General features: G+C 49.2%; 21 protein-coding genes. 17 read left to right on the forward strand and 4 right to left on the reverse strand.

The window, feature by feature from the left end:
• Window positions 1-54: 54 nt before the first annotated feature.
• Entirely contained in the window at window positions 55-1,014 is a 960-nt protein-coding gene (locus tag IEX98_RS01525) for an ABC transporter permease (RefSeq protein WP_188887173.1), read from the reverse strand.
• Window positions 1,007-1,927: an ABC transporter ATP-binding protein gene (locus tag IEX98_RS01530; RefSeq protein ID WP_188887174.1), complete on the reverse strand. Its 921-nt coding sequence runs from the start codon at window positions 1,925-1,927 to the stop codon at window positions 1,007-1,009. The genes IEX98_RS01525 and IEX98_RS01530 overlap by 8 nt, the downstream gene beginning before the upstream one ends.
• Before the next feature lie 167 nt (window positions 1,928-2,094).
• Between IEX98_RS01530 and IEX98_RS01535 the strand changes: the two genes are divergently transcribed.
• Window positions 2,095-2,457 (forward strand): winged helix-turn-helix transcriptional regulator, encoded by a 363-nt coding sequence (locus IEX98_RS01535; protein ID WP_188887175.1) that lies wholly within the window; start codon window positions 2,095-2,097, stop codon window positions 2,455-2,457.
• A gap of 255 nt (window positions 2,458-2,712) precedes the next feature.
• Complete coding sequence (locus IEX98_RS01540; protein WP_188887176.1) at window positions 2,713-3,882, forward strand: MFS transporter; 1,170 nt, start codon at window positions 2,713-2,715, stop codon at window positions 3,880-3,882.
• A 77-nt stretch (window positions 3,883-3,959) separates the two neighbouring features.
• On the opposite strand, the gene IEX98_RS01545 is transcribed toward IEX98_RS01540, so the two are convergent.
• Window positions 3,960-4,526 (reverse strand): TetR/AcrR family transcriptional regulator, encoded by a 567-nt coding sequence (locus IEX98_RS01545; RefSeq protein WP_188887177.1) that lies wholly within the window; start codon window positions 4,524-4,526, stop codon window positions 3,960-3,962.
• A gap of 173 nt (window positions 4,527-4,699) precedes the next feature.
• On the opposite strand from IEX98_RS01545, the gene lpdA reads away from it, so the two are divergent.
• From lpdA to IEX98_RS01605, 12 genes are all read left to right on the forward strand, one after another.
• Complete coding sequence (lpdA, locus tag IEX98_RS01550) at window positions 4,700-6,088, forward strand: dihydrolipoyl dehydrogenase (RefSeq protein ID WP_188887178.1); 1,389 nt, start codon at window positions 4,700-4,702, stop codon at window positions 6,086-6,088.
• Between the two features lie 29 nt (window positions 6,089-6,117).
• Window positions 6,118-6,750 carry an HlyD family efflux transporter periplasmic adaptor subunit gene (locus IEX98_RS01555; RefSeq protein WP_188887179.1) on the forward strand — a complete coding sequence of 211 codons (633 nt, stop codon included), beginning with the start codon at window positions 6,118-6,120 and terminating at the stop codon, window positions 6,748-6,750.
• Window positions 6,734-7,921: an ABC transporter permease gene (locus IEX98_RS01560; RefSeq protein ID WP_188887180.1), complete on the forward strand. Its 1,188-nt coding sequence runs from the start codon at window positions 6,734-6,736 to the stop codon at window positions 7,919-7,921. Before IEX98_RS01555 ends, IEX98_RS01560 begins: the two co-directional genes overlap by 17 nt.
• A gap of 110 nt (window positions 7,922-8,031) precedes the next feature.
• Window positions 8,032-8,949, forward strand: coding sequence for a poly(ethylene terephthalate) hydrolase family protein (locus IEX98_RS01565; protein WP_188887181.1), 918 nt, complete (start codon window positions 8,032-8,034; stop codon window positions 8,947-8,949).
• Window positions 8,950-9,161: 212 nt separating this feature from the next.
• Entirely contained in the window at window positions 9,162-10,076 is a 915-nt protein-coding gene (locus tag IEX98_RS01570) for an iron-hydroxamate ABC transporter substrate-binding protein (RefSeq protein ID WP_188887182.1), read from the forward strand.
• Between the two features lie 408 nt (window positions 10,077-10,484).
• Window positions 10,485-11,462: a cell wall hydrolase gene (locus IEX98_RS01575; protein ID WP_188887183.1), complete on the forward strand. Its 978-nt coding sequence runs from the start codon at window positions 10,485-10,487 to the stop codon at window positions 11,460-11,462.
• 151 nt (window positions 11,463-11,613) lie between these two features.
• Window positions 11,614-12,261: a hypothetical protein gene (locus tag IEX98_RS01580; RefSeq protein ID WP_188887184.1), complete on the forward strand. Its 648-nt coding sequence runs from the start codon at window positions 11,614-11,616 to the stop codon at window positions 12,259-12,261.
• 16 nt (window positions 12,262-12,277) lie between these two features.
• Window positions 12,278-12,973 (forward strand): YfjL-like protein, encoded by a 696-nt coding sequence (locus IEX98_RS01585; RefSeq protein WP_188887185.1) that lies wholly within the window; start codon window positions 12,278-12,280, stop codon window positions 12,971-12,973.
• A gap of 119 nt (window positions 12,974-13,092) precedes the next feature.
• Window positions 13,093-15,111 carry an AraC family transcriptional regulator gene (locus IEX98_RS01590; RefSeq protein WP_229691987.1) on the forward strand — a complete coding sequence of 673 codons (2,019 nt, stop codon included), beginning with the start codon at window positions 13,093-13,095 and terminating at the stop codon, window positions 15,109-15,111.
• A gap of 116 nt (window positions 15,112-15,227) precedes the next feature.
• On the forward strand, window positions 15,228-16,223 hold the full coding sequence (locus IEX98_RS01595; protein ID WP_188887928.1) for a FecCD family ABC transporter permease: 996 nt from the start codon (window positions 15,228-15,230) through the stop codon (window positions 16,221-16,223).
• Window positions 16,216-17,214, forward strand: coding sequence for a FecCD family ABC transporter permease (locus IEX98_RS01600; RefSeq protein ID WP_188887186.1), 999 nt, complete (start codon window positions 16,216-16,218; stop codon window positions 17,212-17,214). Before IEX98_RS01595 ends, IEX98_RS01600 begins: the two co-directional genes overlap by 8 nt.
• A 15-nt stretch (window positions 17,215-17,229) precedes the next feature.
• A complete protein-coding gene (locus IEX98_RS01605) occupies window positions 17,230-18,294 on the forward strand; it encodes an NAD(P)/FAD-dependent oxidoreductase (RefSeq protein ID WP_188887187.1) in 1,065 nt (354 codons plus the stop codon).
• 549 nt (window positions 18,295-18,843) lie between these two features.
• Here IEX98_RS01605 and IEX98_RS01610 read toward each other — a convergent pair.
• A complete protein-coding gene (locus IEX98_RS01610) occupies window positions 18,844-19,833 on the reverse strand; it encodes a LacI family DNA-binding transcriptional regulator (protein WP_188887188.1) in 990 nt (329 codons plus the stop codon).
• 167 nt (window positions 19,834-20,000) lie between these two features.
• On the opposite strand from IEX98_RS01610, the gene IEX98_RS01615 reads away from it, so the two are divergent.
• The 3 genes from IEX98_RS01615 to IEX98_RS01625 are packed head-to-tail and all read left to right on the forward strand — an operon-like array spanning window position 20,001 to window position 23,547.
• Window positions 20,001-20,762 carry an SDR family oxidoreductase gene (locus IEX98_RS01615; protein WP_188887189.1) on the forward strand — a complete coding sequence of 254 codons (762 nt, stop codon included), beginning with the start codon at window positions 20,001-20,003 and terminating at the stop codon, window positions 20,760-20,762.
• Entirely contained in the window at window positions 20,759-22,036 is a 1,278-nt protein-coding gene (locus IEX98_RS01620) for a lactate racemase domain-containing protein (RefSeq protein ID WP_188887190.1), read from the forward strand. The genes IEX98_RS01615 and IEX98_RS01620 overlap by 4 nt, the downstream gene beginning before the upstream one ends.
• A complete protein-coding gene (locus tag IEX98_RS01625; RefSeq protein ID WP_229691932.1) occupies window positions 22,000-23,547 on the forward strand; it encodes a gluconokinase in 1,548 nt (515 codons plus the stop codon). The genes IEX98_RS01620 and IEX98_RS01625 overlap by 37 nt, the downstream gene beginning before the upstream one ends.
• Window positions 23,548-23,558: the final 11 nt, after the last annotated feature.

Consider the following 23,558-nt stretch of genomic DNA (forward strand, 5'->3'; position numbering starts at 1 on the left):
TGACCAAAGAGAACCGCGTCCCAGGGATGCGGTTCTCTTTGGTCATGTATACATTTAAGCGGCTACGTCGCGTTTCGTGAACAGAAGCCAAGCGATGAATTGGAATGCCAAGTAGTAGATGACGAGCATAAGGATGGAGAACGACAGCGTCATCTCCGGCCGGATAGGCGATGCGCCGCCTTCCATGTATCGCGATAGTTCGATGTTGGCGAAGAGCAAATATTTCACCCAGCTGTAGCTGCTAAGCAGCATCGTTACGGAATTGCCGACCAGCATAAACAAGAGCGAGAAGGCGATTGCCATCGAGGAACTTCGGAATGCGGAAGAGATCATAAAGGCCATCGTGACGTACATAATGAGCGAGATGACGGCAAAGCCGTATTTCGGCAATATATCTAGAATCATTGGACTTTGTTGGACGATACCGCTCTCAGAAACGGACAGCAGCGGCTGATTAATGCCGTCGAAGCCTTCCAGTATGCCCCCTGCAGCGAAAGCAGATCCAAAGCAAAGCAAGAGCAGAAGCAGCGCAAAGCCCATCGTAGCGATATATTTGCTCACCATAATTTTCGTTCGGGAAGCGGGACCAACAAGCAGCAGCTTGATCGTTCCCCAGGAAAACTCTGCGGCGATCATGTCCGCTGCGATAATGACCGTCAATATCGTAACCAGAATGATCAAATTGGAGGAAATGTCCACATAGTCCCAAAGGGTAGGCTCTTTAGGATTGATGCCTTGCTCCAAGTAATACGCATTGAGCTTTATTTGCTCCGTCATATCCGCTTTCTGATTCTCGTGAAGGTCCTGATTATTCTGTAGTTCTTGCTGCATGCGGTTGTTATCTTCTGTTAAGCTCTGTTCCCAGTCCGTGCTGGGGTTCCGGCTCGCTTCCCAATTCATAAGCCCGCTAAGCAGGGCCACGGTGAGCAGCAGGAAGCCAATCATAATCCACGTCCGGGGACGCATATAAATTTTCATATTTTCGTTCCGAATAAGCTTCGATAGACTAGACAACCATTTCACCCCCGGTTATTTCAAGGAATTGATCTTCCAACGATTTTTGCACGGCATGAATGCCCATCACTTCAATCTCTGCGTTGACGAGAAGCTTCGTAATATGCGGGATTGCTTCTTTATCCGCCGTAAGCTCGAGCTGGCTGCCGATCGTATTCATTCGAGCCGCATCGAAGACGGAGGCAAGCAATTGCTCGGCTGCCGGAATATCATCCACTTCAATAATGATTTTGGTCTGCGCGGCGTCTCGAGTCTCTTGCAAGGACCGGATGTCCATAAGCTTGCCGCCCTGTATGATGGCTACCCTGTCGCACATCAGCTCCATTTCGGAGAGCAGATGGGAAGAGACGATCACGGAGATACCCTCTTCCTTCGTCAGCTTGCGCAAGTAATCCCGCAGCTCGCGGATGCCCGCCGGATCAAGCCCATTCGTCGGCTCATCGAGGATAAGCAGCGAAGGACGATGCAGAATCGCTTGTGCGACGCCAAGCCGCTGGCGCATGCCCAAGGAATAACGCTTCACTTTTTCGTGAATCCGGTTCTGCAGCCCAAGCATCGCGACGACCTCGTTGATTCTTTCTTTCGTAATTCCGTTGTGCCGGCGTGCGAAGTGGGTCAAGTTCTGGTAGCCGGTTAGAAACTTGTACATTTCCGGATTCTCGACAATGGCCCCAACGTGAGTCATTGCGAGCTCGAAGTAATTGCGGACGGAGACACCCTTAATGAGGGCTTCGCCTTTCGTCATAGAGATTAAGCCCACGATCATGCGGATCGTTGTTGTTTTGCCGGCCCCGTTTGGCCCAAGAAATCCGAATACTTCCCCTGCGGGTATATCGAAGGTAAGATTATCGACAATTGTACGTCCGCCAATCTTTTTCGTTACATTACGAAGCTGCAATACGGCTTCTGTCATACGGTTAAACCTCCCGAAATTGTTCTACATGAGAACTATACCGGAAGAACGTCTGGTGTAAAATAGACCTTGGAACAGGTTTCTTCCCCATCTTAGGTCGAGTATAATGAAAGCATTCACTAGTAAATGGAAACCAACGACAGTTATCGGCAAGGAGGTTTTATCCGATGAATGAACAAACTGGCGGGGACGAAAACGGCAAGGAAAATGCTGGTGCCAGCATCTGCGAGGTGCTTCAGATTCTTGGGGCAAAGTGGGCTTTACTTGTTCTTGAGGGACTGCTTAAAGGGCCGCAGCGGTTCAATCAGCTTCAACGGAATTTAGCGATTGTGAAGACCCAATCCCTTACCGATACCCTTCGGCATTTGGAGAAAAACGGACTTGTTCACCGGGAGGTTTTCGTAACTGTGCCCGTGACGGTTGAATATTCGTTAACGGATAAAGGCAAAGAGTTTCAGATCGCTTTAATGGAAATGGAGAAATGGGTTCAGAAATGGGGAAACCCGCCGGCTGCTGAATCTGCTATATAAGTTTGCCTTATTAACTCCAAAACATATAAATCATTTTGAACCGTCAGGGCATTCCAGGCTCTGGCGGTTTTTGTGTTCACGGGAAGTAGAGTTAACTTACTTTTCGTTAGTTGATCCGAATAGATGGATTACATCCAAATGATTTGCGTTCTTACGGTGTTGAAGAATGATGACTATAATTCGATTAAGCCAATTACGGCCGGACGCGGCTTTAAGCAATGGCTGAGAACCATAGAAGGAAAGGGAAGATGATTAATGAATCGGAATCGGATGCTTATTTATATTTTAATGATAGCGGTGTTCTTTACCGCCACCTCAGAGCTGGTCGTCACCGGCATTTTGAATGTCTTGGCTGAGCAGATGAATATCTCTGTTGCACTAGCGGGACAACTGATTACGGCTTATTCGCTTGCTTTTGCCATCGGAACACCGGTTATCGTACCACTAACCGCCAGAATGGGGCGGAAGAAGCTGCTGCTCATCGCACTTTTCGTATTTATTGCCGGAAATTTGATTTCGTTTGCCAGCTCCAGCTTTATCATTCTATTAGTTGCTCGTATCATCTTAGGCGTCAGTTCTGGCGTCTTTATGGTCGCCGCTTTTGGAGCAGCAGCCAGACTAGTGCCGCCTGAAAAGATCGGCAGCGTAATGGGCACGATTATACTTGGCTTCAGCAGCGCGATGATTGTGGGTGTCCCGCTTGGCATTGCGCTAACGGAAGCGTTTGGCTGGCAAACGATATTCCTCTTCCTTGCGATTGGGGGAACCCTTATTGTGATTGTCATGATAGGGCTGCTGCCGGAAATTGAAGGAGATGCTCCTGTTCCGTTTCGCAGGCAGTTTACAGTGCTTGCTAATCCAGTCATTTTATTCGCCCTGTTGTTCGTATTGTTCAGGGAAGCGGGCAACTCCGTTATGTTCACCTACGTCACTACTTTTCTCGGTACGATTTTGAACCGGAGCGCTTCCGCAATTGGTCTTATTATGCTGCTATTTGGAATTGCCGGAGCTATCGGCTCCCGTCTGGGCGGCTCCGCTGTAGACAAATGGGGAAGTGTGAGACTCATCTTAATCGGTATAGCTGCTCATATTATTGCGCTCGCTTTTCTGCCCCTGGCTATTCATAGCTACCCGCTCGCTATTGCACTCCTGGCTATGTGGGTGATGTCTATGTTTATAATGGGCCCGGCCACACAAACCTACTTTATTGAGCGGGCGCCGCAGTCGACTAATCTCATTATCAGCTTGAATACATCTGTGACGCAGGTGGGCCTTGCGGCTGGCGCTGGCGCCGGCGGAATGGCCGTAACGATGAACGCAACCGTATTGTACAATCCATGGGTAGCGAGCATTGCGCTATTGCTGTCATTGGCCGCGGCAATCGTATCCATCCGCAAGAGCGCCGTTATGTTGATGCGTGGATGATAGAAATAATAACAATAAGCCATAATAAAAGCAGCCGCGGCTGCTGCTCTATTATGGCTTGTTTGCTTAGCTTCCAGTTAGTGCGCAACGAGCTCTTTAGCTTGCCGTTTGCCGGATGATAGCAGGCTGTCGCTCAGTGCAGGATCGTTGACTGACCGGGCCAGCACTAGCGATCCGACCATCGTGCTTAACAGTGCGCTGCCCGTGGATCTATCAATGCCGCCTACATCGGAGATAAATTGAATCATCCGTTCCAGCTCCTGCGTGTACACGTTGCGGACTTCTTCCGAGGAGCGGGATATTTCACTGGAGAGAGCCGGGAGAATACAGCCCATTTCCGTCCGGTCACGGTGATATTGGCTTAAATAATAATCAATCACCGCGTGGATTTTGGGTTCCTCCTTTGCTTTCTCGGCAGCCTCCCGCAAGTACGCTATCGTATCGCCAATCGCATACCGGCATGCTTCGGCAACCAACTGCTCTTTATTGTCGAAATGCGAATAAAACCCTCCGTGAGTCAGTCCGGCTCCTTTCATAATAAAAGGCACGCTTATGTCGCGGATACCGTTCGTTCGAAAGGCTTGGGCGGCACTTTCAATGATTTTGCCCCGAACTTTGATTTTATGGCCCTCAGGATAAGGCATCGCAATCACTCCTGTCACTTACAATCTGCTCTTTTAAAATATTATAGTCATCATAATAAAACCTGTCAATTTGTCCGGCTTGTTGCTGCAAGGGATAAGCGGGCTATTGACGATTTTAAAATATGATGATTATAATATATTACGGTCATAATATTTTGAGGAGGAATCAGTTTATGAGTCAGCATGAAACGATAGACAATCTGGTCATCGGTTCCGGCCCGGGAGGGTACGTTGCAGCGCTGCGCTCTGCGCAGCTTGGGATGAAGACAGCTGTAGTTGAGCGCAATCAGATTGGCGGAGTATGCACTCACGTGGGGTGCATTCCGTCTAAAGCATTAATCGCCGAATCACATCGTTATCAGCTGCTCAATCAACGGAACAACGCCAATGATTCGTTAATTTTCGAAAGTGCACAGGCTTTCAAGCAAGGGGTTGTGAACAAGCAAGCTGGAGGTGTACGATTTCTGCTGAAAAATGCCGGCGTACAAATTGTAGAGGGGGAAGCCAGCTTTATTGATGAGCATACGGCTCTCATTAAAGGAGCAGGTTCCGAGCAGTATATTTCATTCAAGAATGCCATATTGGCGACAGGCTCTCGTCCGATTGAGCTGCCTGCTTTGCCATTCGGCGGCCGTATTCTCTCTTCTACGGAAGCTTTATCGCTGTCGCATATTCCAGGCAGCTTAATCATTATTGGCGGCGGATATATTGGTGTAGAGCTGGGACAGATGTATGCCAAATTCGGAACAAAGGTGACGATTCTGGAGGGGGCCGAACAGGCGCTTCCAGGATTTGAGCCGGAGCTTACTGCACCCGTGTTGAAGCAGCTTAAGGCAGATGGCGTAACGATCATAACCGGAGCAATTGCTTCGACTGCTGAGCAAACTGCGGATTCCGTAACGCTGCATTACTCGCAGAACCAGAAGCAGCAATTCATTCAAGCGGATTATGCGCTGGTGACCGTTGGCCGAAAACCAAATACGGACGGCAATTTGGGGCTGGAGCGTATCGGGCTGCCCGTTACAAGCAGAGGACTTATTGAGACGGACGAACAAGGCCGTACAGCTGTTCCGCATATTTTTGCCATCGGAGATATTACAGCGGGTCCTGCCCTTGCCCACAAAGCTTCCTATGAAGCAAAGGTTGCGGCAGAAGCGATTGCAGGCCAACCCTCGACAATTGACTATAAGGCAATTCCGCTCGTTATGTTCTCCGAACCGGAGCTGGCAAGCGTGGGCTTAAGCGAGACCGAGGCGAAAGCGAAAGGGATAGCGGTTGTCACCGGCAAATCGCCTTTCTCAATCAACGGCAGGGCGCTTGCACTGCAAGCGACTGATGGTTTTGTGAAAATTGTTGCGGATGAGGCATCCAAAGCGATCATCGGTGCGCAAATCGTTGGGGTAGAAGCTTCGACACTTATTTCAGAGCTGGCTTTAGCCATCGAGATGGGAGCGACAGCGGAGGATTTGGCGCTAACGATTCATCCGCATCCGACGCTTGGGGAAGTCATTATGGAAGCGTCGGAGCAAGCTGCAGGGAAACTAACTACAAACAAAGCCTGAAGCAATCAGGGAGAGGGAGAGAAATAATAATGAAGGTCAAAACGAGCATATATTTGATTCTAGCTGTTATTTTAATTGCAGGAGGTTCGCTGCTCGCTATCAAAGGAAGAGATGCTGTCACGCAAGCAGAGAATAGAAAACAAGGCATTCTTGAATCGGAGCAGACGGCTGTAAGATTTGGCGGCAATTCCGGTAAGATCATTGAGGTTGCAGCAGCACTAGGAGACACGGTTAAAAAGGGCGATTCGCTGTTCAAGATTCAGACAGCCGAAGGAAGCGATGTTGAAGTGGTTGCGCCGGAAGACGGACTGATTACGAAAATCGCAGCTGGCGCGGGCGAAGAGCTTGCGCAAGGAATGCCTTTGGCTGTTGTACAAAAGGCTGCCTATTACACAGATATCTACGTGCAGGAAAGCCAAATTCAAAAGCTGCAGCTCAACCAAAGCGTCAAGGTTCATTTTCCCAATGTGAAAAAACAGGAGGATGCCGAGGGTGTAATTTCTTCGATCGCTGCTGCTCCCCAATTCGCCAGTTTGCGAATGAGCCGTGAGAAGGGGCAAGCGGATCTAAGCATGTATCTCGTCCGGGTGGCGATAGCTTCAGATGCACAATTAATGCCAGGTATGACTGCAGAGGTGGATCTTGATGAAGTCGCTCATTGAGGAATGGAAGTATGCTGCGGGCAGCAAGTTTCTCGTTTCCATCTTTATAGGACCGATTATCGCAGCTGTATTTTTTGGCTTTATGTTCTCCCACAACCAAATTACCAAATCACCGGTTGTTGTTATCGATGAAGATCATAGCTCTTACTCACGGGAACTCATCTCGAAGCTGAATGCTTCCCCTTATATGAAGGTCACGAATGTGTTCGCAAGCCGAATGGAGCCTGAAACTTTATTAGCCAACGAGCAGGCTGTGGCGGTTATTACGCTTCCTTCCGATTTGGAGCTGCGCCAGCTGCAGGGCAAGTCATCGAACATCGGAATCCTGATGGATAACACGATGCCCTCCGGATTAATGGGTATTCGAACCGCTATACAAGAGATCGTCACGACGGAAAATACGACGATTGCGATGACCCGCTTGGGCCAATCGGGGTGGGATGCGGATGCATCAAAGGGGCTGCTTGCTCCGTTATCGCTTCAGCAGCGCAGTTTGTTTAATCCTACCGCAAGCTATGTCGATTTTATGGTGCTTGGATTTGTAAATATTATTGTACTGATGATGACTACGACTGCCGCAGGGTCGGTTGCTCCGCGTCTCCGCAAGGAAGGCAAGCTGTTCGCGAATGGCGAATCACCGCTGCAGCTGTGGGTTCGGAGCGTGCCCTACGCGGTTCTTAGCGCACTCTCCCTGCTGTTAGCCTATGGACTATTGAAGCAAATCGGCGGAATGCGATTCGAAGCAGCGCCTTATATCTTTATTATTCCTTTGCTCATCTATACGTTTGCCTTGTCGCTGCTGGGCATGCTGCTGGGCTACACGGCGAAAGATTCGTCCAAGGTGGGCCTAAGAACAAGCTTCGTCTTGTACCCCTCATTTCTGGCGACGGGGATTCAACTGACCCCGCTGGCGTTTCCTGCTTTCTTTCAAGTTACAGCATGGGCGCTTCCAATGAACTGGCTGAACCGCCTTATTCGCGGAATGGCATTCCGGGACGGGGCGCTCACCGCTTACGGCCGGGAGATAGGAGCGCTGCTAATTATTATTGGCACTGTTTCGCTAATAATCGGGCTGCTCGTCATCCGGGAAGCGCGCAAAGCGAAATTGCATGCGAAGCAGCAGCCGATAGATTCCGGTGTTGATCCCCAGCTCGCTCTTGCACAGGTGTAAGTCTTTCTTGTCCTGCAGAAGATTCGGCTGGAAAACTATTCTATGATAGAATAGAAGCATAGTCTTGCAAGCAAGGCAGGGGGCTGTACGGCATCCGGAGAGGGGAAAGTATGCTATTAATTAGAAGGATATTTAGAAACAAATGGATAATTGGAGCCCTTGGCATCGTATTTGTAGCCATACTCGCATTCTCCATCGCTTCTTATTTCTTGATCAATTCGGTTCCGGCCAAATTCGCAGCTGGCAGCATCGAAGCGAAGTATGCAGCGGCGGGTGCGCTTGAAGTGGAGACAGCCGTAATAACCGATGAACAAGGAGAGAATTTGTACAAAATCTACTATCCTTCATTACTGGATACAACCTATCCGCTAATTGCCTGGGGCAACGGAACGGGAGCGCTTCCGGCTAATTATGACGGTCTGTTCCAGCATCTTGCCAGCTGGGGCTTCGTCATTATCGATACGTATAATACGACGACCGGAACGGGAAAAGAAATCGTAGAATCCATCACCTATATGCTGGATGAGAACGATAACCCTGCTAGTCTATTCTATCAGAAGATACAAGCGGATCAGATTGCAGCAGCAGGCCACTCCCAAGGCTCAACTGGTGTTATCAACGCTCATAATCATTTCGAACGTGGTGCCGAAATCAAAACGGTTGTATCCATTGCCCTTCCAGAGCTGAAGTATTGCGATCCGGAAGATGTGTATGATACATCGGCAATAAAGGTTCCGTTCTTGGTTTTGGGAGGCACCCGAGATTTTATTATTTCTCCGTCCGATTCCAACAATTTAGCTGTTAGCGACGCAAATCCGGATATCCCGGCTATGATGGCCATGGCGAAAGGAGCGGCGCATACTGCAATTGAGAAAGACGGTGGCCAGCATAGAGGTTATTTGACGGCCTGGATGAGGTATCGTCTAATGAACGATTCAGAGGCGATGGTTGCTTTTGAGGGCAAGGATGCTGAGATTGTTGTTAATAAGCGCTGGAAAGATGTCATGTCCAATGAGCAAGGAAGTTAATCTCCGACCCATTCTGCTCCAGTGCCTACAGGCTGCCGAGAACATCTCGGCAGCTGTTTTTATATTCAGATCATTTCATGCATCAACGCGTTAATAGAGAGTGAAATTACGATAAAGCTCTTGCAGTTTTCATGTTGACAAGACGATAAAAACTCATTAAAGTAGTGAAAGTGATAATCATTATCGAGATAATGAAGGGGCGTTTTTATATTATGAAAAAGACGAGTATAGTCGTCGTCATGTTAATGCTTATGTTAGTTGCCAATGCATGTTCAAGCGAGAGCGGACCTAAAACAGAGGAAGGTGAAGGGAAATCTGGAACCCGCCAATATGAGTCGGAGAATGGACCGGTTGAAATTCCAGCGGACCCTAAACGAATCGTTGCTTTGACCAATGCGCCGAACATACTGGCAATGGACGTTGATCTTGTTGGCGTCGATGAATGGACCAAGATGAATCCGCTGTTTACCGACAAGCTGGAAGGCGTAGCAACCGTTTCAGATGAAAAGCTGGAAGAAGTTCTGGCTCTGAAGCCCGATCTCATTATTGCGGGCTCTACGATGAAAAACCTCGATCAGCTGCGCGAAATCGCGCCTACGGTCGTCTATACATGGGGGAAGCTGGATTACTTGCAGCAGCAGCTTGAGATCGGCAAAGTGTTGAACAAGGAGAAGGAAGCCCAGGCTTGGATTGACGATTTTACGAGCCGTGCCAAGGCTGCAGGCGAGGAGATCAAGGCGAAAAACGGAGCAAATACTTCGGTATCCGTCTTTGAAGCCGATTCACAAAATTTCTATGTGTTCGGAAACAACTGGGCGCGCGGAACTGAAATTTTGTACCAGGCAATGGGACTGCAAATGACGGATAAAGTGAAACAGGATGCGCAAGGGCCGGGCGCCTACACGCTTTCGCTCGAACTGCTGCCTGAATATGCTGGTGATTTTATTGTGCTGAGCAGAAAGCAAGGCAACGAAAACAGTTTCATGCAATCCGAGGTTTGGAAAAAAATCGATGCGGTCAAAAACAATCGCGTCATTGAGATTGATACAGAAGCATCGACATATAGTGATCCTGTTACACTGGAAAATTTGCTGAAAATATTCCATGAACAATTTCTAGCCAATTAATAAGAGGCTGGGAGATGCAGGGTAAGGCTGAAACCCAATACCGAGAAGGTATTGGGTTTCGTCATGTTTTTTAGCTAATTTTAAAATGGTAGTAATAGGGAATGGGGCCGTTAGGCAGAACCTGCAGCGGATATTGATGGTACGGAAGCAAAGTGATCGTATAGCTTTGTCCGCCCGGCGGTAGTTTATCATGCTCATAATTACTTTGATTTCCAGTTTATCGGCGGTAAAAGAAGGTACGCTATCGGCCTTAAAACACTGTAATGGTAAAGCTTTTCAGTTATTGATGAACAAAAAGATTCAATTCTGTGAAAACGTTAATCCTTTTGACCTATACAGCTGTGGTATAATTTTGCCCATCGGATATTTGTTGGGAGATCACACCAACTTGAACGCAAGGAGGTACACATGATCAGAGCAGGAAAGCCGTATATAATCGCCATCGTGTTGGCATTGCTTGTACTTGGTTTTGGGCCGCAGTCCCTTGTACTCGCCCGGGAAGCCGCAGATGCGAATGACATAACGATTAAACTTGACGGCAAGAAGCTGACCGATTCGGTCCGCAAGCTCGATGGAAGACTCTATGTGCCCGTCAACCGGATGGCCGAACTGTTCGGCGCTACGACGAGCTGGGATCAGGATAATGAAGAAGTAACGATACATACTGCACTTAATGATAAAATTGTACTCGGAATCGGAGTGCCAACGGTCTATTTCAACGAAGACCGCTATCGGATGGAGGAGGCGCCATTCTCCTCGGACGGCCGAATTTTTGTTCCGTTGCGCCAGTTTACGGAAATGCTGCATGGGACGTTGAAGCTCAATGCAGAGGATGGCGTTGTGGAGCTGACCAAGGTGCAGCCTGCTGTTATTTCGTCAGAATACACGCTGGATGATATCAGCAAGGAATTTAGCAGCAGCAAGGCGGAGCTGTTGAAGCGGAATGGACTGGATAGCAAGCAAGTCAAACCGGGTACGAAGCTCAAGGTTGTCGTTCCATCGGTATTGAGTCAGCCGGCGAAGCCGTTTACCGATGCCGATCTGCAGTTGCTTGCGAAGATTACGATGGTGGAAGCGGGCTATGAGTCCTATCAAGGACAGCTTGGCTTAGCGAACGTTATCTTGAACCGGGTGAAGGACAGCAAATTTCCGGATTCTATTCGCGACGTTATTTATTCCGGAAAGCAATTTCCTCCTGCGCATAACGGCATTCTCGACAAGAGCAAGCCAAATGCCAGTGTCCTCCGCGCAGCTAAGGATGCGTTGAACGGCAAAAATAATGTTGAGAATGCGGTTTATTTCTTTAATCCCGACATCTCCAAAGGCTCATTTTGGTCGAGCCTGGACGTCATTGTTACGATTGGACATCATAGCTTTGCGAAATAATTGCCACAAAGAGTGCGTACCGAGGTTTAACGGTACGCGCTTTTTTTATCCTGAGAAAAAAAGGAATTCATTTATGTTATATCTAAATAGAGTCATACAACAGGAATGAATGATACTTTTGCTGTCTAGTTAGTGGGAGGTAATGTAATCGATGTTTTTAAATTATAAATCCATTTATCAATCGAAAGAGCAGTCTAAGGTTGCTGCGAAAAAACTGCTTGCATTATTAGAGCCTATTCTTGCATCAGGCAGTTTGGTGGACAATGTGGAACACAAAGATGGGAAGTCCGTTTACTATTTAACGAAACTGAACTTCTCTCCATCAGCTATTCATGATTTCTCTCATGCACAAGAAATTTTAACGGTTTTAAGTAAATCATGGACCTGGAGGTTATCGTCTGCCCATACAGGAAGGTTTACTTTGGCTTATGAAGAAGGTTTTATCGAGTTTCTTTTCATCGATGTCTCACACAACGAAGATGAGGCTGGTTTGGCTTGCAATTTTTTTGTAAGAGGTGATTCTGAGTTAGAGGCTGCAACTCGTTTAGAGGGATGGCTCCAAGGGAGTTTACTGAGGTGGGAGACGCTTCATGCGAAAGAATATTTTAAAATAGAGCAATGCTATGTAGTAACCGTTAGCATCCGTTTAGCTAGTAATACTTTTGATGAAGTGAGAGAGGTTCTTTTAGGCATTACGGGTGATTGGAGTGCAATCGGACTGAAAGCCTATACGGATGAGTGTGCAGTCGATAGAGATGTACTAGCCATGGAAGTTAGCTTTAAAGAAACGAAATTATAGAGAGGGGAGGTTTCTCTTGAAAATTTTTTTATCAATCATTACAGTCGTTGCTCTTGTGGTTATCTATTTTGTTTATAGTTTGTTTTTTGGCAATCCATTAAGTATGTACCATTATAAGAAAACAGTGCAACAATACTTGGAATCGAAATACGAGGAACCTTTTAAAGTGGAAAAAGTAGAGTATAGCTTTAAGCTATCCACGTTAAAACAGAGTTATTATGCGGCAACTGTTAAAGATAGTAAAGGTGTTCTGCCCGAATTTAGAGTAGTTAGGCAAAATGATTCCAATCAGCTAAGGGATACTCTGATTCTAGAAATTTGGGATAAGCAGCTAACGAATGAGACATCAGTAATTTTGAAAAAAAACTATCAAAGCGAACATTATACAATCAAAAATTATATACCCAGCCCGCAACTGTCTAATGAAAAAATAGCGGTGACTGACACACCCACTTATGAAAACTATTCGAAATCTGAGCTGTTGGATAAACGGGTGAATATTACGATTACAATTCAAAAGAGTTATGAGGACGAAGATTGGAATGCCATAACTACAATTGTAAAGGATATGGTGGATACTCCTATTTACTTTAATCAATTGAGTATTGAATTTATAGATAGCAATTATAGGTTAGATGCAACAATTAAATTGGACTGGGATCAAGCAATAGATATAGAGCATCAGCGATGCTCATTAGTTGAAAAGAAGTAAACTAGAAGACAAGGTGCTCCTGCAAATAGGAGAACCTTGTTTTTTTCAAGTAAGCAGTTAAAAATTATTGAAAATGATAATTATTATCACATATAATAGATGCGTAACTCTTGAATGAAATGGGAGAGAACGAGGAAGGGGAGAACGAGCCGGTGAAGCTTAGTGACCATGCCAGGCTATGGGATCATACTTTCATTAAAATTTTAGATGTACGCCATGCGACGATGGAACCAGGGGAAGAATTGAGCTCCTATCGTTTGCCTGCGAGCGCCTTTCTCTATACGACGCGCGGCAGTGCGCAGATTCGGTTAGACGGAGTGCTGAATACAATAAGCCGATTCAGCGTCCTTCACGGCGGCAAGGGGCTTTGCCTGGATATTACGGCGGAAGAGTTTTTGGAGTATTACATGATTTTGTATAAAGCGGTACTAGCGCTTCCCGCCCGACCAGAGCTGGTTAAGCTGATGGAGCAGAACAATCCGTTTCAGATGCAATATTTGTTTACACCTCATTACCCGATTCCGGTCTTTCAGAACGTCACCTTGCTAAGCAAAGTTTGGGAACGGTCGGAGACAATGGAGAAATTACATATCAAATCGATATTTTATCAATTGCTGCACGTCATTTTCGAACAGATGGAGCGTCAGAGTGTCATATCCGTTAAACCGGATCTTGTGGCGCAAGCCATTCAATATATTCATCAGCGCTACATGGAGCCGATTACGCTTGAATCCTTGCTAGAGATGCTGGATTGCAGCTCGCGTCAGCTGCTCCGGTCGTTCAAGAAGCAAGTGAGGACTAGCCCTATCGATTATTTAATTCAAGTCCGGATGAATAAAGCGAAGGAATTGCTCCTAACGACCGAACTGACGTTGAAGGATATATCCGAAAGCGTCGGGTATGCGGACAGCTATTATTTTAGCCGGCTATTCAAGAAGCATGAGGGTGTTTCGCCAACTTTGTTCAAAGAAAAAGCACAGCAGCACAATGATCGTCGAAATAATCCATCCTACTTGTTCAGATATCCCATTGTTGCAAGAAGGCATCAACGTTATATTGGTAATGAGTTTGAGAATCGTTATCAATCTAAACGAGAAGGGGATTTACCAATGTACAGGAAGTCTAGAACAGCAATGGCAGCAACACTATTATTTTGTTTCGCTTTGTTTTTGAGCGCATGCTCGACAGGCGGAACGAATTCCGCCGCAACGAACGGCAGCACGCCGAGCAACAATGTCGCGGCAACGGCAACGGCCAGCCCGGCTGCTAATACAGCTGCTGAAACTGAGGCATCAACAAGAGTGATCAAGCATGCTATGGGGGAAGAGACGCTTACCGGCAACCCTGAGCGTGTTGTTATATTGACGAATGAAGGTACGGAGGCTTTGCTGGCTATGGGCATTAAACCGGTTGGTGCCGTGCAATCCTGGATCGGCGATCCATGGTATGACCATATCAAACAAGATATGGAGGGCGTCACGGTAGTCGGAGATGAACTGCAGCCTAACATTGAGCTGATTGCGAGCCTGAAGCCTGACCTCATTATCGGCAACAAGGTTCGTCAGGAGAAAATCTATGAGCAGCTGAAGCAAATCGCGCCGACGATTTTCTCGGATGATTTGGCAGGAGACTGGAAAATCAACTTCAAGCTTTATTCGGAAGCATTGAATAAGCAGCAAGAAGGCGAGCAAGCGATGGCAGCTTTCGATAAGCGCGTCGAAGAAGTGAAAGGCAAGCTCGGCAGCAAAGCGGACACGAAAGTATCGGTCGTACGCTTCTCTGCGAAGCAGGTGCGTATTTATCAAAAACAAACGTTCTCTGGCGTTCTGTTGAATCAGCTCGGTATTGCGCGTCCTGAATCGCAAGACAAGGAATCCTTCATTGAAGTCATGTCCAAGGAGACGATTCCGAGCATGGACGGCGACGTGATGTTCTACTTCGTATCGGAAAATCCGGGCAAGACAGATGCGGCTAATGTCGTAGAGGAATGGAAAAAGGACCCGTTGTTCCAGAACCTGAACGTGACGAAGAACAATAAAGTGATTCAAGTCGACGAGGGAATTTGGAACTCAGCCGGCGGTTATGAAGCGGCCAATCTGCTGCTGGACGAACTTGTAGCTTATTTTGATGTGAAATGAATAAATTTCAAGAAGCTGGCGTCTTTGTCGCGTCAGCTTCTTGATTATTTTAGATAGTGTGACTATCGGTCTGTACATATAGGAGGCTTGTGGTGAGCGAAAATAGGCCCTTCGTGATGCGAAGCAGCAAGAGCAAGATTATAGGACTTGCGGCAGCTGTCTTGCTGCTGTTAATTAGTGTCTTATGCAGTATTCTGTTTGGTCTTCATCTATATGGAATCAAGGATTTGTGGCTGGCATACAGCAGCTTCGACGGTTCCAACGATCATCTTATTCTAACAACTGCGCGGGTGCCGAGAGCCTTAATCGCCGCTATGGTAGGCGCCAGTCTCGCTGTTGCAGGTGCCATTATGCAAGTGCTGACGCGTAATCCAATCGCTTCCCCTTCGGTATTTGGAGTGAATGCTGGAGCAGTGTTGTTCATTGTTATCGGCTTAACGACATTCGGCTCTGCCCTATCGATGAAAGGAATGGTGTGGCTCGCTTTTGCCGGCGCAATTACGACCTCGATGATCGTCTATATATTGGGTTTGCAGGGCGGGGGCTTTGAGCCGATTAAGCTGACGCTGGCCGGTGCCTGCATCGCTGCTTTTGCATCCTCAGTTACGTCCGGCATTATATTGATCGACAAGCAATCGCTGGAGTCTGCCTTGTTCTGGATGATCGGCTCGGTAGAGGGAAGAAATCTTGAGCATTTGCTGATGGTGCTGCCGTATATGGCTGCGGGTCTGCTGATCGCTGCGCTGTTGTCTGGATCACTGAACATTATGGCTCTTGGAGATGACGGTGCCAAAAGCTTAGGCCAGCGCCTCACACTCGTTCGCTTGCTGTCGGCTGCTGCGATCGTCCTGCTGGCGGGAAGCTCGGTCTCGGCGGCCGGACCCATTGCCTTCATCGGGCTTATCGTTCCGCATCTTTGCAAATATTTGATCGGCAATGATTACAGATGGCTGCTTCCTTATTGTGCAGTAGTCGGAGCTATTTTGCTGGTGACAGCCGATTTGGGCGCACGCTTCATTCTAGATGGCAAGGAAGTCCCTGTGGGTGTGGCGACTGCGGTAATCGGGGTTCCGTTCCTGATTCATGCGGCTAGAAGGAGGAAGCATGTTTAGACATCGCTCTGGAAAATATACCGTCATCCTGTTGTCCTTATTTGCCGTTGTTATGTTATTGTCTCTTCTTAGTTTGTCTGTGGGCGGAGTGAAGGTGCCTGTTCAAGAAGTCTGGCTGTCGCTTACGGGACGCAACGCGGAGAGCAGCAATTTAATCGTCATGCAGTTTCGTCTGCCCCGTATATTGGCGGCCGTATTAATTGGAGCCGCTTTAGCTGTTGCGGGCGCTATTCTGCAAGGCGTTATCCGAAATCCACTAGCGTCGCCCGATCTGCTTGGGGTAACGGGAGGCGCTTCCGTTGCGGTGGTTGCTTTCATGACCTTGATGACAGGGTACAGCATCCACTGGGTTCCGTTCATTGCAATAGCAGGGGCGTTGGCTGCCGTTGTGTTGAATTATGTGTTTGCTTGGAAAAGAGGCGTGTCACCGTTCCGGCTAGTACTGATTGGCATCGGCATATCGACCGCGATGGGGGCGCTTACGACCTTCCTGCTCATTAGCGGGCCGGCTTATTTGGCTGCCCAAGTGTTGAACTGGATGACCGGCAGCATTTACGGAACCAACTGGAGCTACATTAAAGTGCTTTGGCCGTGGGTGGCTGTATTCATCCCGCTAGCTCTGCTGTATGCGAAGGAATTGAATGTGCAATCGCTAGGAGAGGAAACGGCTCGCGGACTCGGGAGCAAAATTCAACTCAGCCGGATGATCTTGCTGTTCTATAGCGTTGCACTTGCCGGAGCTGCAGTCGGAGTAGCGGGAATGATCTCTTTTATCGGACTGATGGCTCCCCATATTGCGAGGCGGATTGCAGGCAATTCCTATAAAATCGTAATTCCTGTGTCCGCGCTGCTGGGTTCGATTATATTGCTATTGGCCGATCTTGCCGGACGGCTGCTCTTTCAGCCGCTCGACATTCCGGCGGGTGTATTTACTGCGGGTATCGGTGCGCCTTTTTTTATGTATCTGCTGTTTAAGCGCAAGAAGGTTTAGTGGGAGGCATGCGAGATGACAGAAAAGCTGGAACTTTATGATGTGACGATTATTGGCGGCGGCCCAGCCGGCCTTTACGCCGCCTTTTATAGCGGAATGCGCGATATGAAGACGAAGCTGATCGAAGCCAAGGAGGAGCTCGGGGGCAGAACGCTTATTTATCCGGAAAAAATGATCTGGGATGTCGGCGGGGTAACGCCGATCCGCTGCAGCCAGCTCACCCGGCAAATGATTGAGCAGGCGTATACGTTCGAGCCGACCATTGTATTGGGGCAGCAGATTACCGGGCTGGAGAGGCTTGAGGACGGGACGATGCTGCTTACAGCCGAAAGCGGAGAGCAGCATCTCAGCAAAACTTTGATTTTGGCGCTGGGCCATGGCGTATTGAAGCTCGCCAAGCTGGATATCTCCGGCGCTGAACGATATGAAGTGACGAATCTTTATTATACGGTGGAGGAATTGGAGAGTTTTCGCGGCAAGCAGGTGCTTATATCGGGCGGAGGCGATTCTGCGGTGGATTGGGCGAATGAGCTGGTGAGCATCGCTGCATCTGTTACGGTCGTACATCGCCGAGAGCGATTCGGCGGGCATGAGCGAAGCGTGAGGCGAATGAAGGAGTCTTCTGTACAAGTCCGTACCCCTTACGCTGTGACCCAATTACATGGCCGCGGAGACCGAATTGAAGCGGTGTCGATAGCGCAGATCAATGCGGACGGGGAGCCGATGCATGAATCCGAACAGATTGCGGTGGATGCCGTCTTGATTAATCATGGCTTGAGGGGCGACTTTGGACCTGTTGTTACTTGGGGACTCGAGAAAAAGGATTGGAATTTTAAAGCGGATGAGAAGCTTGCTACGAATTTGCCGGGCATATTCGTAGCCGGCGATGCAGCGAACTATGGCAGCAAATTGCATTTGCTTGCCGGAGCTTTTACCGATGCAGCGCTAGCCGTTAACAGCGCCAAGCATTATTTGGACCCGGAAGCACCGCAGAGGGCGCAGGTTTCCTCGCATAACGCCAAATTCACGGAGAAGAACAAGGCGTTTGATGCCGTTGAAGAAGGAGAAGGAGAAGCATGACCTTCAGTAACAGTGTGTCTATCGTCTCCACTGGTTAAGACCCTGCGAGGGTCTTAACTGGTCCCCGTGAGGGCAAATGTAACGTTATAAGACCCTCAGAGAGTCTTATTCGTCACCGATGGTCGAATATGAAGTAAGAGAGGCATCGTTTTCATTCGTTTAAGACCCTGCGAGGGTCTTAAACGTCTCCCATGAGGGTAAATGTAACGTTATAAGACCCTCAGAGGGTCCTATGCACAAGCAGAAACAAGCCCAGTTCAAGAAAATCATTGAATAGTGCAAAGAAGACCGCCGCATGCAAAAAGAGTTCCAGAATCGGCATGGGTGGATAGTATAACTAAGGAAGTTGTACGATTAGCCTGCATCAATTAGTCGTTTTTGACACTCCTGAACATAACAGTTGCACGGACTCCGCTCCATTTTTTTATCAATATGCCCTTCATGTTAATTTGGAAGACCTTCCGTGATCACGGAAGGTCTTCTTTTATTTTTACGCGAGGTGTGTTTGCCATCAACACATCAGCCTACATCAGCCTACATCAGCCTACATCAGCCTTGCAGCTTGGAGGTAGAGGCGCGGACGACGAGTTCCGGCTCTAGAAATACCGTCTTCAATGACTCCGGGCTTTCAATCAGCTCGAAGATCGTAGAAGCAATGACTTCAGAAATCGTCGAGATGGCAGCGCCCACTACAGTCATCGGCACGCCGATATCTTCCATCTGGGGGAGATTATCGTAGCTGACGATCGAAATATCTTCAGGCACGCGAAGACCATGCTCGCTAATTGCCCGAAGCATGCCTCGCGTCAAATCGATGCCACCGCTAATGACGGCAGTTGGCCTTACAGTTCTCTCGAGCATGGTGCGAGCCGCCATATAGCCGTCATGGAATTCCAGTCCGTTCAACTGCAGAACGGAATCGGGATCATAGTTTAAGCCAAGCTGGAGGATCTCCTCCCGGAACGCTTCAATCTTGACGGTCTGCAGAGGATCTGGTCTATCCGGCTCCCCGATATAGGCGATATGCTGATGCCCCAAACCAACCAAGTGACGGACGGCGAGACGAATCGCTTGCCCCCGGTTGACATCGACAGCGGAGTGCGCGGTGTGGCCGGCCGTACCGTAAGTCAAAATCGGTATTTGCGGCGGGTTTACGTGAGGGTAGCCGGTCATACTGTCCTTATCTCCAAAGACGAGAATAGCGTCCACTTGATAGCGGCGGAAGATTTCGACTGCTGATTCCATATGGCTGATTGACAGCAGTGTAATATAGCCTTGTTTTTCGAGCTCTTCATTCACTCTCGTTAAGAGAGAAGAGAGTGCGGCGCGTTCGATAGAAGGCCATACGACACCGATGGCTCCGCTTTTCCGGGATACGAGACTGCGGGCCGCGATGTTGGGCTGATAGCCCATTTCCTTGGCGATGGACAGAATATGCTGTTTGGTTTTGTCCTGCACGAGCGGGCTGTCTCTCAGCGCTTTGGAGACGGTGGAGAAGCTGACGCCTGCGCGGTCGGCGATATCTTTAATGGTGACCATGGTTGACCTCCGATAAAACGTTAGGCGTACGAGTTAGTAGAATGAGCTTATCATAATACAGCTTTTTCAGAAAAGAAAGCGCCTTATTTTCTGCTAGACAGCAAATGCAGATTCAGCTATCATAAAATAACAACGTTGTTATTTTGGTGAAAAGGGTGGTTAAGCTGATGTTTAATTTGCAAAATACAGTTTCCGTCGTCATCGGCGGCAATGGCGTACTAGGAGGGGCGATGTCGTCTGCACTGGCGGCAGCCGGATCAAAGGTTGCCATCGTCGGCCGGGATATGCAGAAGGCAAAACTAGTATGCGATGAGATCGAGGCAGGAGGCGGACAAGCGATTTCCCTCCAAGCGGACGCTACCAACAAAGCCGAGCTGGAGTCGGTGCTTGAGCAGGTTTTGCAATGGGGAGGCCGAGTGGATACGCTCGTTAACGCCTCTGGGACGAACAGCACGACGCCGTTTTTTGACCTCACCATGGAAGAATGGGACCGCATAATGGATGTGAATCTGAAGAGTGTCGTGCTTGCGTGTCAGGTATTCGGCAAACAGATGATCGAGCAAGGCGAAGGCGGCTCCATTATTAATATTTCTTCCGTATCCTCGTCGCCTCCGCTTTCCAAAGTATTTACCTATTCCGCCTCGAAAGCAGGCGTCAACAGTGTGACGCAATTCCTCGCACGCGAATTTGCTCCTGACCGGGTAAGGGTCAATGCAATTATTCCCGGCTTTTTTCCGGCGGAACAGAACCGAGCGATTCTATCGCCGGAACGGGTAGAGTCGATTATGAGGCATACACCGATGAATCGTTTCGGCGATCCGGAAGAGCTGCAAGGGACGGTTGTCTATCTGGCTTCCTCCAAAGCATCATCCTTTGTCACCGGAGCACTGCTTCGGGTTGACGGAGGGTTTGGGGCGATGACGCTATGAGTGACCTGCTGAAAAGCTTAGTAGAGCACACACCGATTCCGAAAATGATTAAAATCCGCCAGTCATTTGACGACACGATTTTGGACGATCCACTAGGGGAGCTTGCACGTCAACTGCAGAGTGAACCGTCAATGAGGAAGATCCATGCCGGGCAAAAGGTAGCGGTAGCGGTCGGCAGCCGGGGCATTTCCCGCATTGCGGAGTTGACCAAGACGCTCATTGATGAGTTGAAGCGCATCGGCGCTGAGCCGTTCATCGTGCCTTGCATGGGCAGCCATGGCGGTGCGTCTGCGAAAGGGCAAGCGGAGGTGCTGGCGCATCTGGGCATTGATGAGGAACGGATGGGCTGTCCGGTTCGTTCCTCAATGGAAGTGGTGGAGCTGGACCGGCTGCCTAACGGCTTGCCGATCTACTGCGACAAGATTGCGGCGACGGAAGCGGACGCGATCGTCGTGATTAACCGCATCAAGCCGCATACGGCGTTCCGCGGAGCGATTGAGAGCGGATTGCTCAAAATGATTTCCATCGGCCTGGGCAAGCAAAAAGGGGCGGAAGCATGCCACCAGCTTGGCTTCAAATATATGGCGGAGAACGTTCCGGCTATGGCACGGGTTATGATTCAGAAGCTTCCGATTCATTTCGGCGTCGCTGTGGTCGAGAATGCTTATGATCAGATTTGCCGCATCGAGGTGCTTGGCGTTGATAGGATGGAAGAGAGAGAGCAGGAACTGCTTGTGGAGGCGAAAAGCCGCCTGCCTCAAATTCTTTTTTCTCAGCTGGATGTGTTAGTTATTGATTACATCGGCAAAAACATTAGCGGCGACGGCGCCGATCCTAACATTACTGGCCGTTATCCAACCCCTTACGCTCATGGCGGGCCGGATGTGAACAAAATGGTCGTTCTCGATCTGACTCCCGAATCCAAAGGAAATGCCAATGGAGTCGGCACGGCTGACTTCACAACAAGCCGCTTGGTCAGCAAGACGGATTGGCCGGGCACCTATGCGAATGGACTTACTTCCACGGTATGTGCGCCGACGAAGCAGGCGACTACGCTTGCCGACGACCGTGATGCGATCAAAGCAGCGATCAAAACCTGTAATATTTTGGACTACACGACGTGCAGACTGGCTCGGATAAGGGATACGCTGCATCTTGGCATCATCGAAATTTCGGAATCGTTGTTGGAGGAAGCGAAAGCGAATCCGCGGATTGAGATTTTGGAAGGGCCTTATGAATGGACGTTCGACGAGGAAGGATATTTGGCGAAATGACGATGAACGCCTGGCTAGTATTAGCGATCGATATTGGCACGACCAGCACGAAGACACTGGCGGTGGACGCTGACGGAAACATTCATGGCAGCCACTCCATCGGTTACCCGCTGCACACGCCAAGTCCCGGTTATGCCGAGCAGGACCCGGACGTGATTTATGAGGCGGTATTGGACGGTGTTGCCGCTGTGATGAAGAATGGCGGCTGGAACGCGTCCGATATTCTATGCGTTACGTTCAGCTCAGCCAATCATAGCTTGATTCTTGTCGACGAGAACGGCGTACCGCTTACGCCAAGTATCACCTGGGCGGATCAGCGCAGCGCCGTCCAAGCAGAGCGGTTGTTGAGCGACGGTACTGGATTGGCCATCTATGCCCGTACGGGAACGCCGATTCACCCGATGTCGCCGCTCGTCAAACTGATCTGGATGAGAGAAGAGCGCCCGGAGCTATTCCATGCCGCGCATCATTTTATCGGCATAAAGGAATATGTGCTGAATAAGTTATTCGGAGTTATTGTGATGGATTATTCGCTGGCCAGCGCCACAGGGCTGTTTAATTTGAAAACCCTTTCATGGGATGCAGAGGCGCTGCAATTGGCTGGTATCCGCGAGGAACAGCTGCCGCAGCTAGTACCGACGACAAAGCGTCTTGACGGGTTGCTCAGTGAGCCGTCTGAGCGCATGGGTCTTGATGCGAATATACCGTTTATCGTTGGCGCACAGGATGGCGTACTGGCTAATCTCGGTATTGGAGCAGTGGAGGAAGGCGTGATGGCGGTTACGATCGGCACAAGCGGGGCCGTTCGTATGGCTGCGCAACGTCCAACCTTTGACCCGGAGGGGCGGTTATTCTGCTACGCATTGACGGAATCCCATTGGATTGTTGGCGGACCTTCCAATAATGGAGCGATTGTCGCGCAATGGATTTCGGAGCGGCTTTATCCCGGCAAGCCGCTGGAGGAGGTGCTTCCGCTTGCAGCAGCTTCTCCGGCTGGTGCGAACGGCCTGCTTTTTTTACCGCTATTATCTGGTGAGAGAGCGCCGTTCTGGGACGCTCAGGCCAAAGGCGTATTGTTCGGGCTGACACTTGGCCATACGGAAACCGATATGCTGCGTGCCGCACTGGAAGGTGTGCTGTTCCAGATTACAGCGATCGTCTCTTTAATGAAGCAAGCCGGTGAGAAGCCGAGGGAAGTCAGGGCTTCGGGCGGTTTTGCCCGTTCTACGCTCTGGTGCCAGATGCTGGCCGATATGCTGGGCGTTCCTGTCAGCGTGCCGGATTCGGTCGAGAGCTCCGGCCTGGGCGCAGCACAGCTAGGGCTGTATGCGCTGGAAGGATGCAGCGGACCGCTGCTGCGCTGGAATCAACGGAATGGCAAACGCTACGAGCCGGATTTATCCAACCATGAAAAGTATGAAGTGCTGCTTCCGTTTTATTTGAATCTATACGATCGTTTGAAAGAGCCGATGCGAGATATCGCCAAGCTCCTGCCTGCGGGCATCCGTTAGCCGAAGGAGGA

The organism is Paenibacillus radicis (ex Gao et al. 2016) (assembly GCF_014641555.1).
GTDB lineage: Bacteria > Bacillota > Bacilli > Paenibacillales > Paenibacillaceae > Pristimantibacillus > Pristimantibacillus radicis.

What these genes read in the sequence shown, in the direction of transcription:
- IEX98_RS01530 (WP_188887174.1), bottom strand. Translation starts at nt 1,927, where the DNA reads ATGACAGAAGCCGTATTGCAGCTTCGTAATGTAACGAAAAAGATTGGC.
- IEX98_RS01535 (WP_188887175.1), top strand. Translation starts at nt 2,095, where the DNA reads ATGAATGAACAAACTGGCGGGGACGAAAACGGCAAGGAAAATGCTGGT.
- IEX98_RS01540 (WP_188887176.1), top strand. Translation starts at nt 2,713, where the DNA reads ATGAATCGGAATCGGATGCTTATTTATATTTTAATGATAGCGGTGTTC.
- IEX98_RS01545 (WP_188887177.1), bottom strand. Translation starts at nt 4,526, where the DNA reads ATGCCTTATCCTGAGGGCCATAAAATCAAAGTTCGGGGCAAAATCATT.
- lpdA (WP_188887178.1), top strand. Translation starts at nt 4,700, where the DNA reads ATGAGTCAGCATGAAACGATAGACAATCTGGTCATCGGTTCCGGCCCG.
- IEX98_RS01555 (WP_188887179.1), top strand. Translation starts at nt 6,118, where the DNA reads ATGAAGGTCAAAACGAGCATATATTTGATTCTAGCTGTTATTTTAATT.
- IEX98_RS01560 (WP_188887180.1), top strand. Translation starts at nt 6,734, where the DNA reads ATGAAGTCGCTCATTGAGGAATGGAAGTATGCTGCGGGCAGCAAGTTT.
- IEX98_RS01565 (WP_188887181.1), top strand. Translation starts at nt 8,032, where the DNA reads ATGCTATTAATTAGAAGGATATTTAGAAACAAATGGATAATTGGAGCC.
- IEX98_RS01570 (WP_188887182.1), top strand. Translation starts at nt 9,162, where the DNA reads ATGAAAAAGACGAGTATAGTCGTCGTCATGTTAATGCTTATGTTAGTT.
- IEX98_RS01575 (WP_188887183.1), top strand. Translation starts at nt 10,485, where the DNA reads ATGATCAGAGCAGGAAAGCCGTATATAATCGCCATCGTGTTGGCATTG.
- IEX98_RS01580 (WP_188887184.1), top strand. Translation starts at nt 11,614, where the DNA reads ATGTTTTTAAATTATAAATCCATTTATCAATCGAAAGAGCAGTCTAAG.
- IEX98_RS01590 (WP_229691987.1), top strand. Translation starts at nt 13,093, where the DNA reads ATGGGAGAGAACGAGGAAGGGGAGAACGAGCCGGTGAAGCTTAGTGAC.
- IEX98_RS01595 (WP_188887928.1), top strand. Translation starts at nt 15,228, where the DNA reads ATGCGAAGCAGCAAGAGCAAGATTATAGGACTTGCGGCAGCTGTCTTG.
- IEX98_RS01600 (WP_188887186.1), top strand. Translation starts at nt 16,216, where the DNA reads ATGTTTAGACATCGCTCTGGAAAATATACCGTCATCCTGTTGTCCTTA.
- IEX98_RS01605 (WP_188887187.1), top strand. Translation starts at nt 17,230, where the DNA reads ATGACAGAAAAGCTGGAACTTTATGATGTGACGATTATTGGCGGCGGC.
- IEX98_RS01610 (WP_188887188.1), bottom strand. Translation starts at nt 19,833, where the DNA reads ATGGTCACCATTAAAGATATCGCCGACCGCGCAGGCGTCAGCTTCTCC.
- IEX98_RS01615 (WP_188887189.1), top strand. Translation starts at nt 20,001, where the DNA reads ATGTTTAATTTGCAAAATACAGTTTCCGTCGTCATCGGCGGCAATGGC.
- IEX98_RS01620 (WP_188887190.1), top strand. Translation starts at nt 20,759, where the DNA reads ATGAGTGACCTGCTGAAAAGCTTAGTAGAGCACACACCGATTCCGAAA.
- IEX98_RS01625 (WP_229691932.1), top strand. Translation starts at nt 22,000, where the DNA reads ATGGACGTTCGACGAGGAAGGATATTTGGCGAAATGACGATGAACGCC.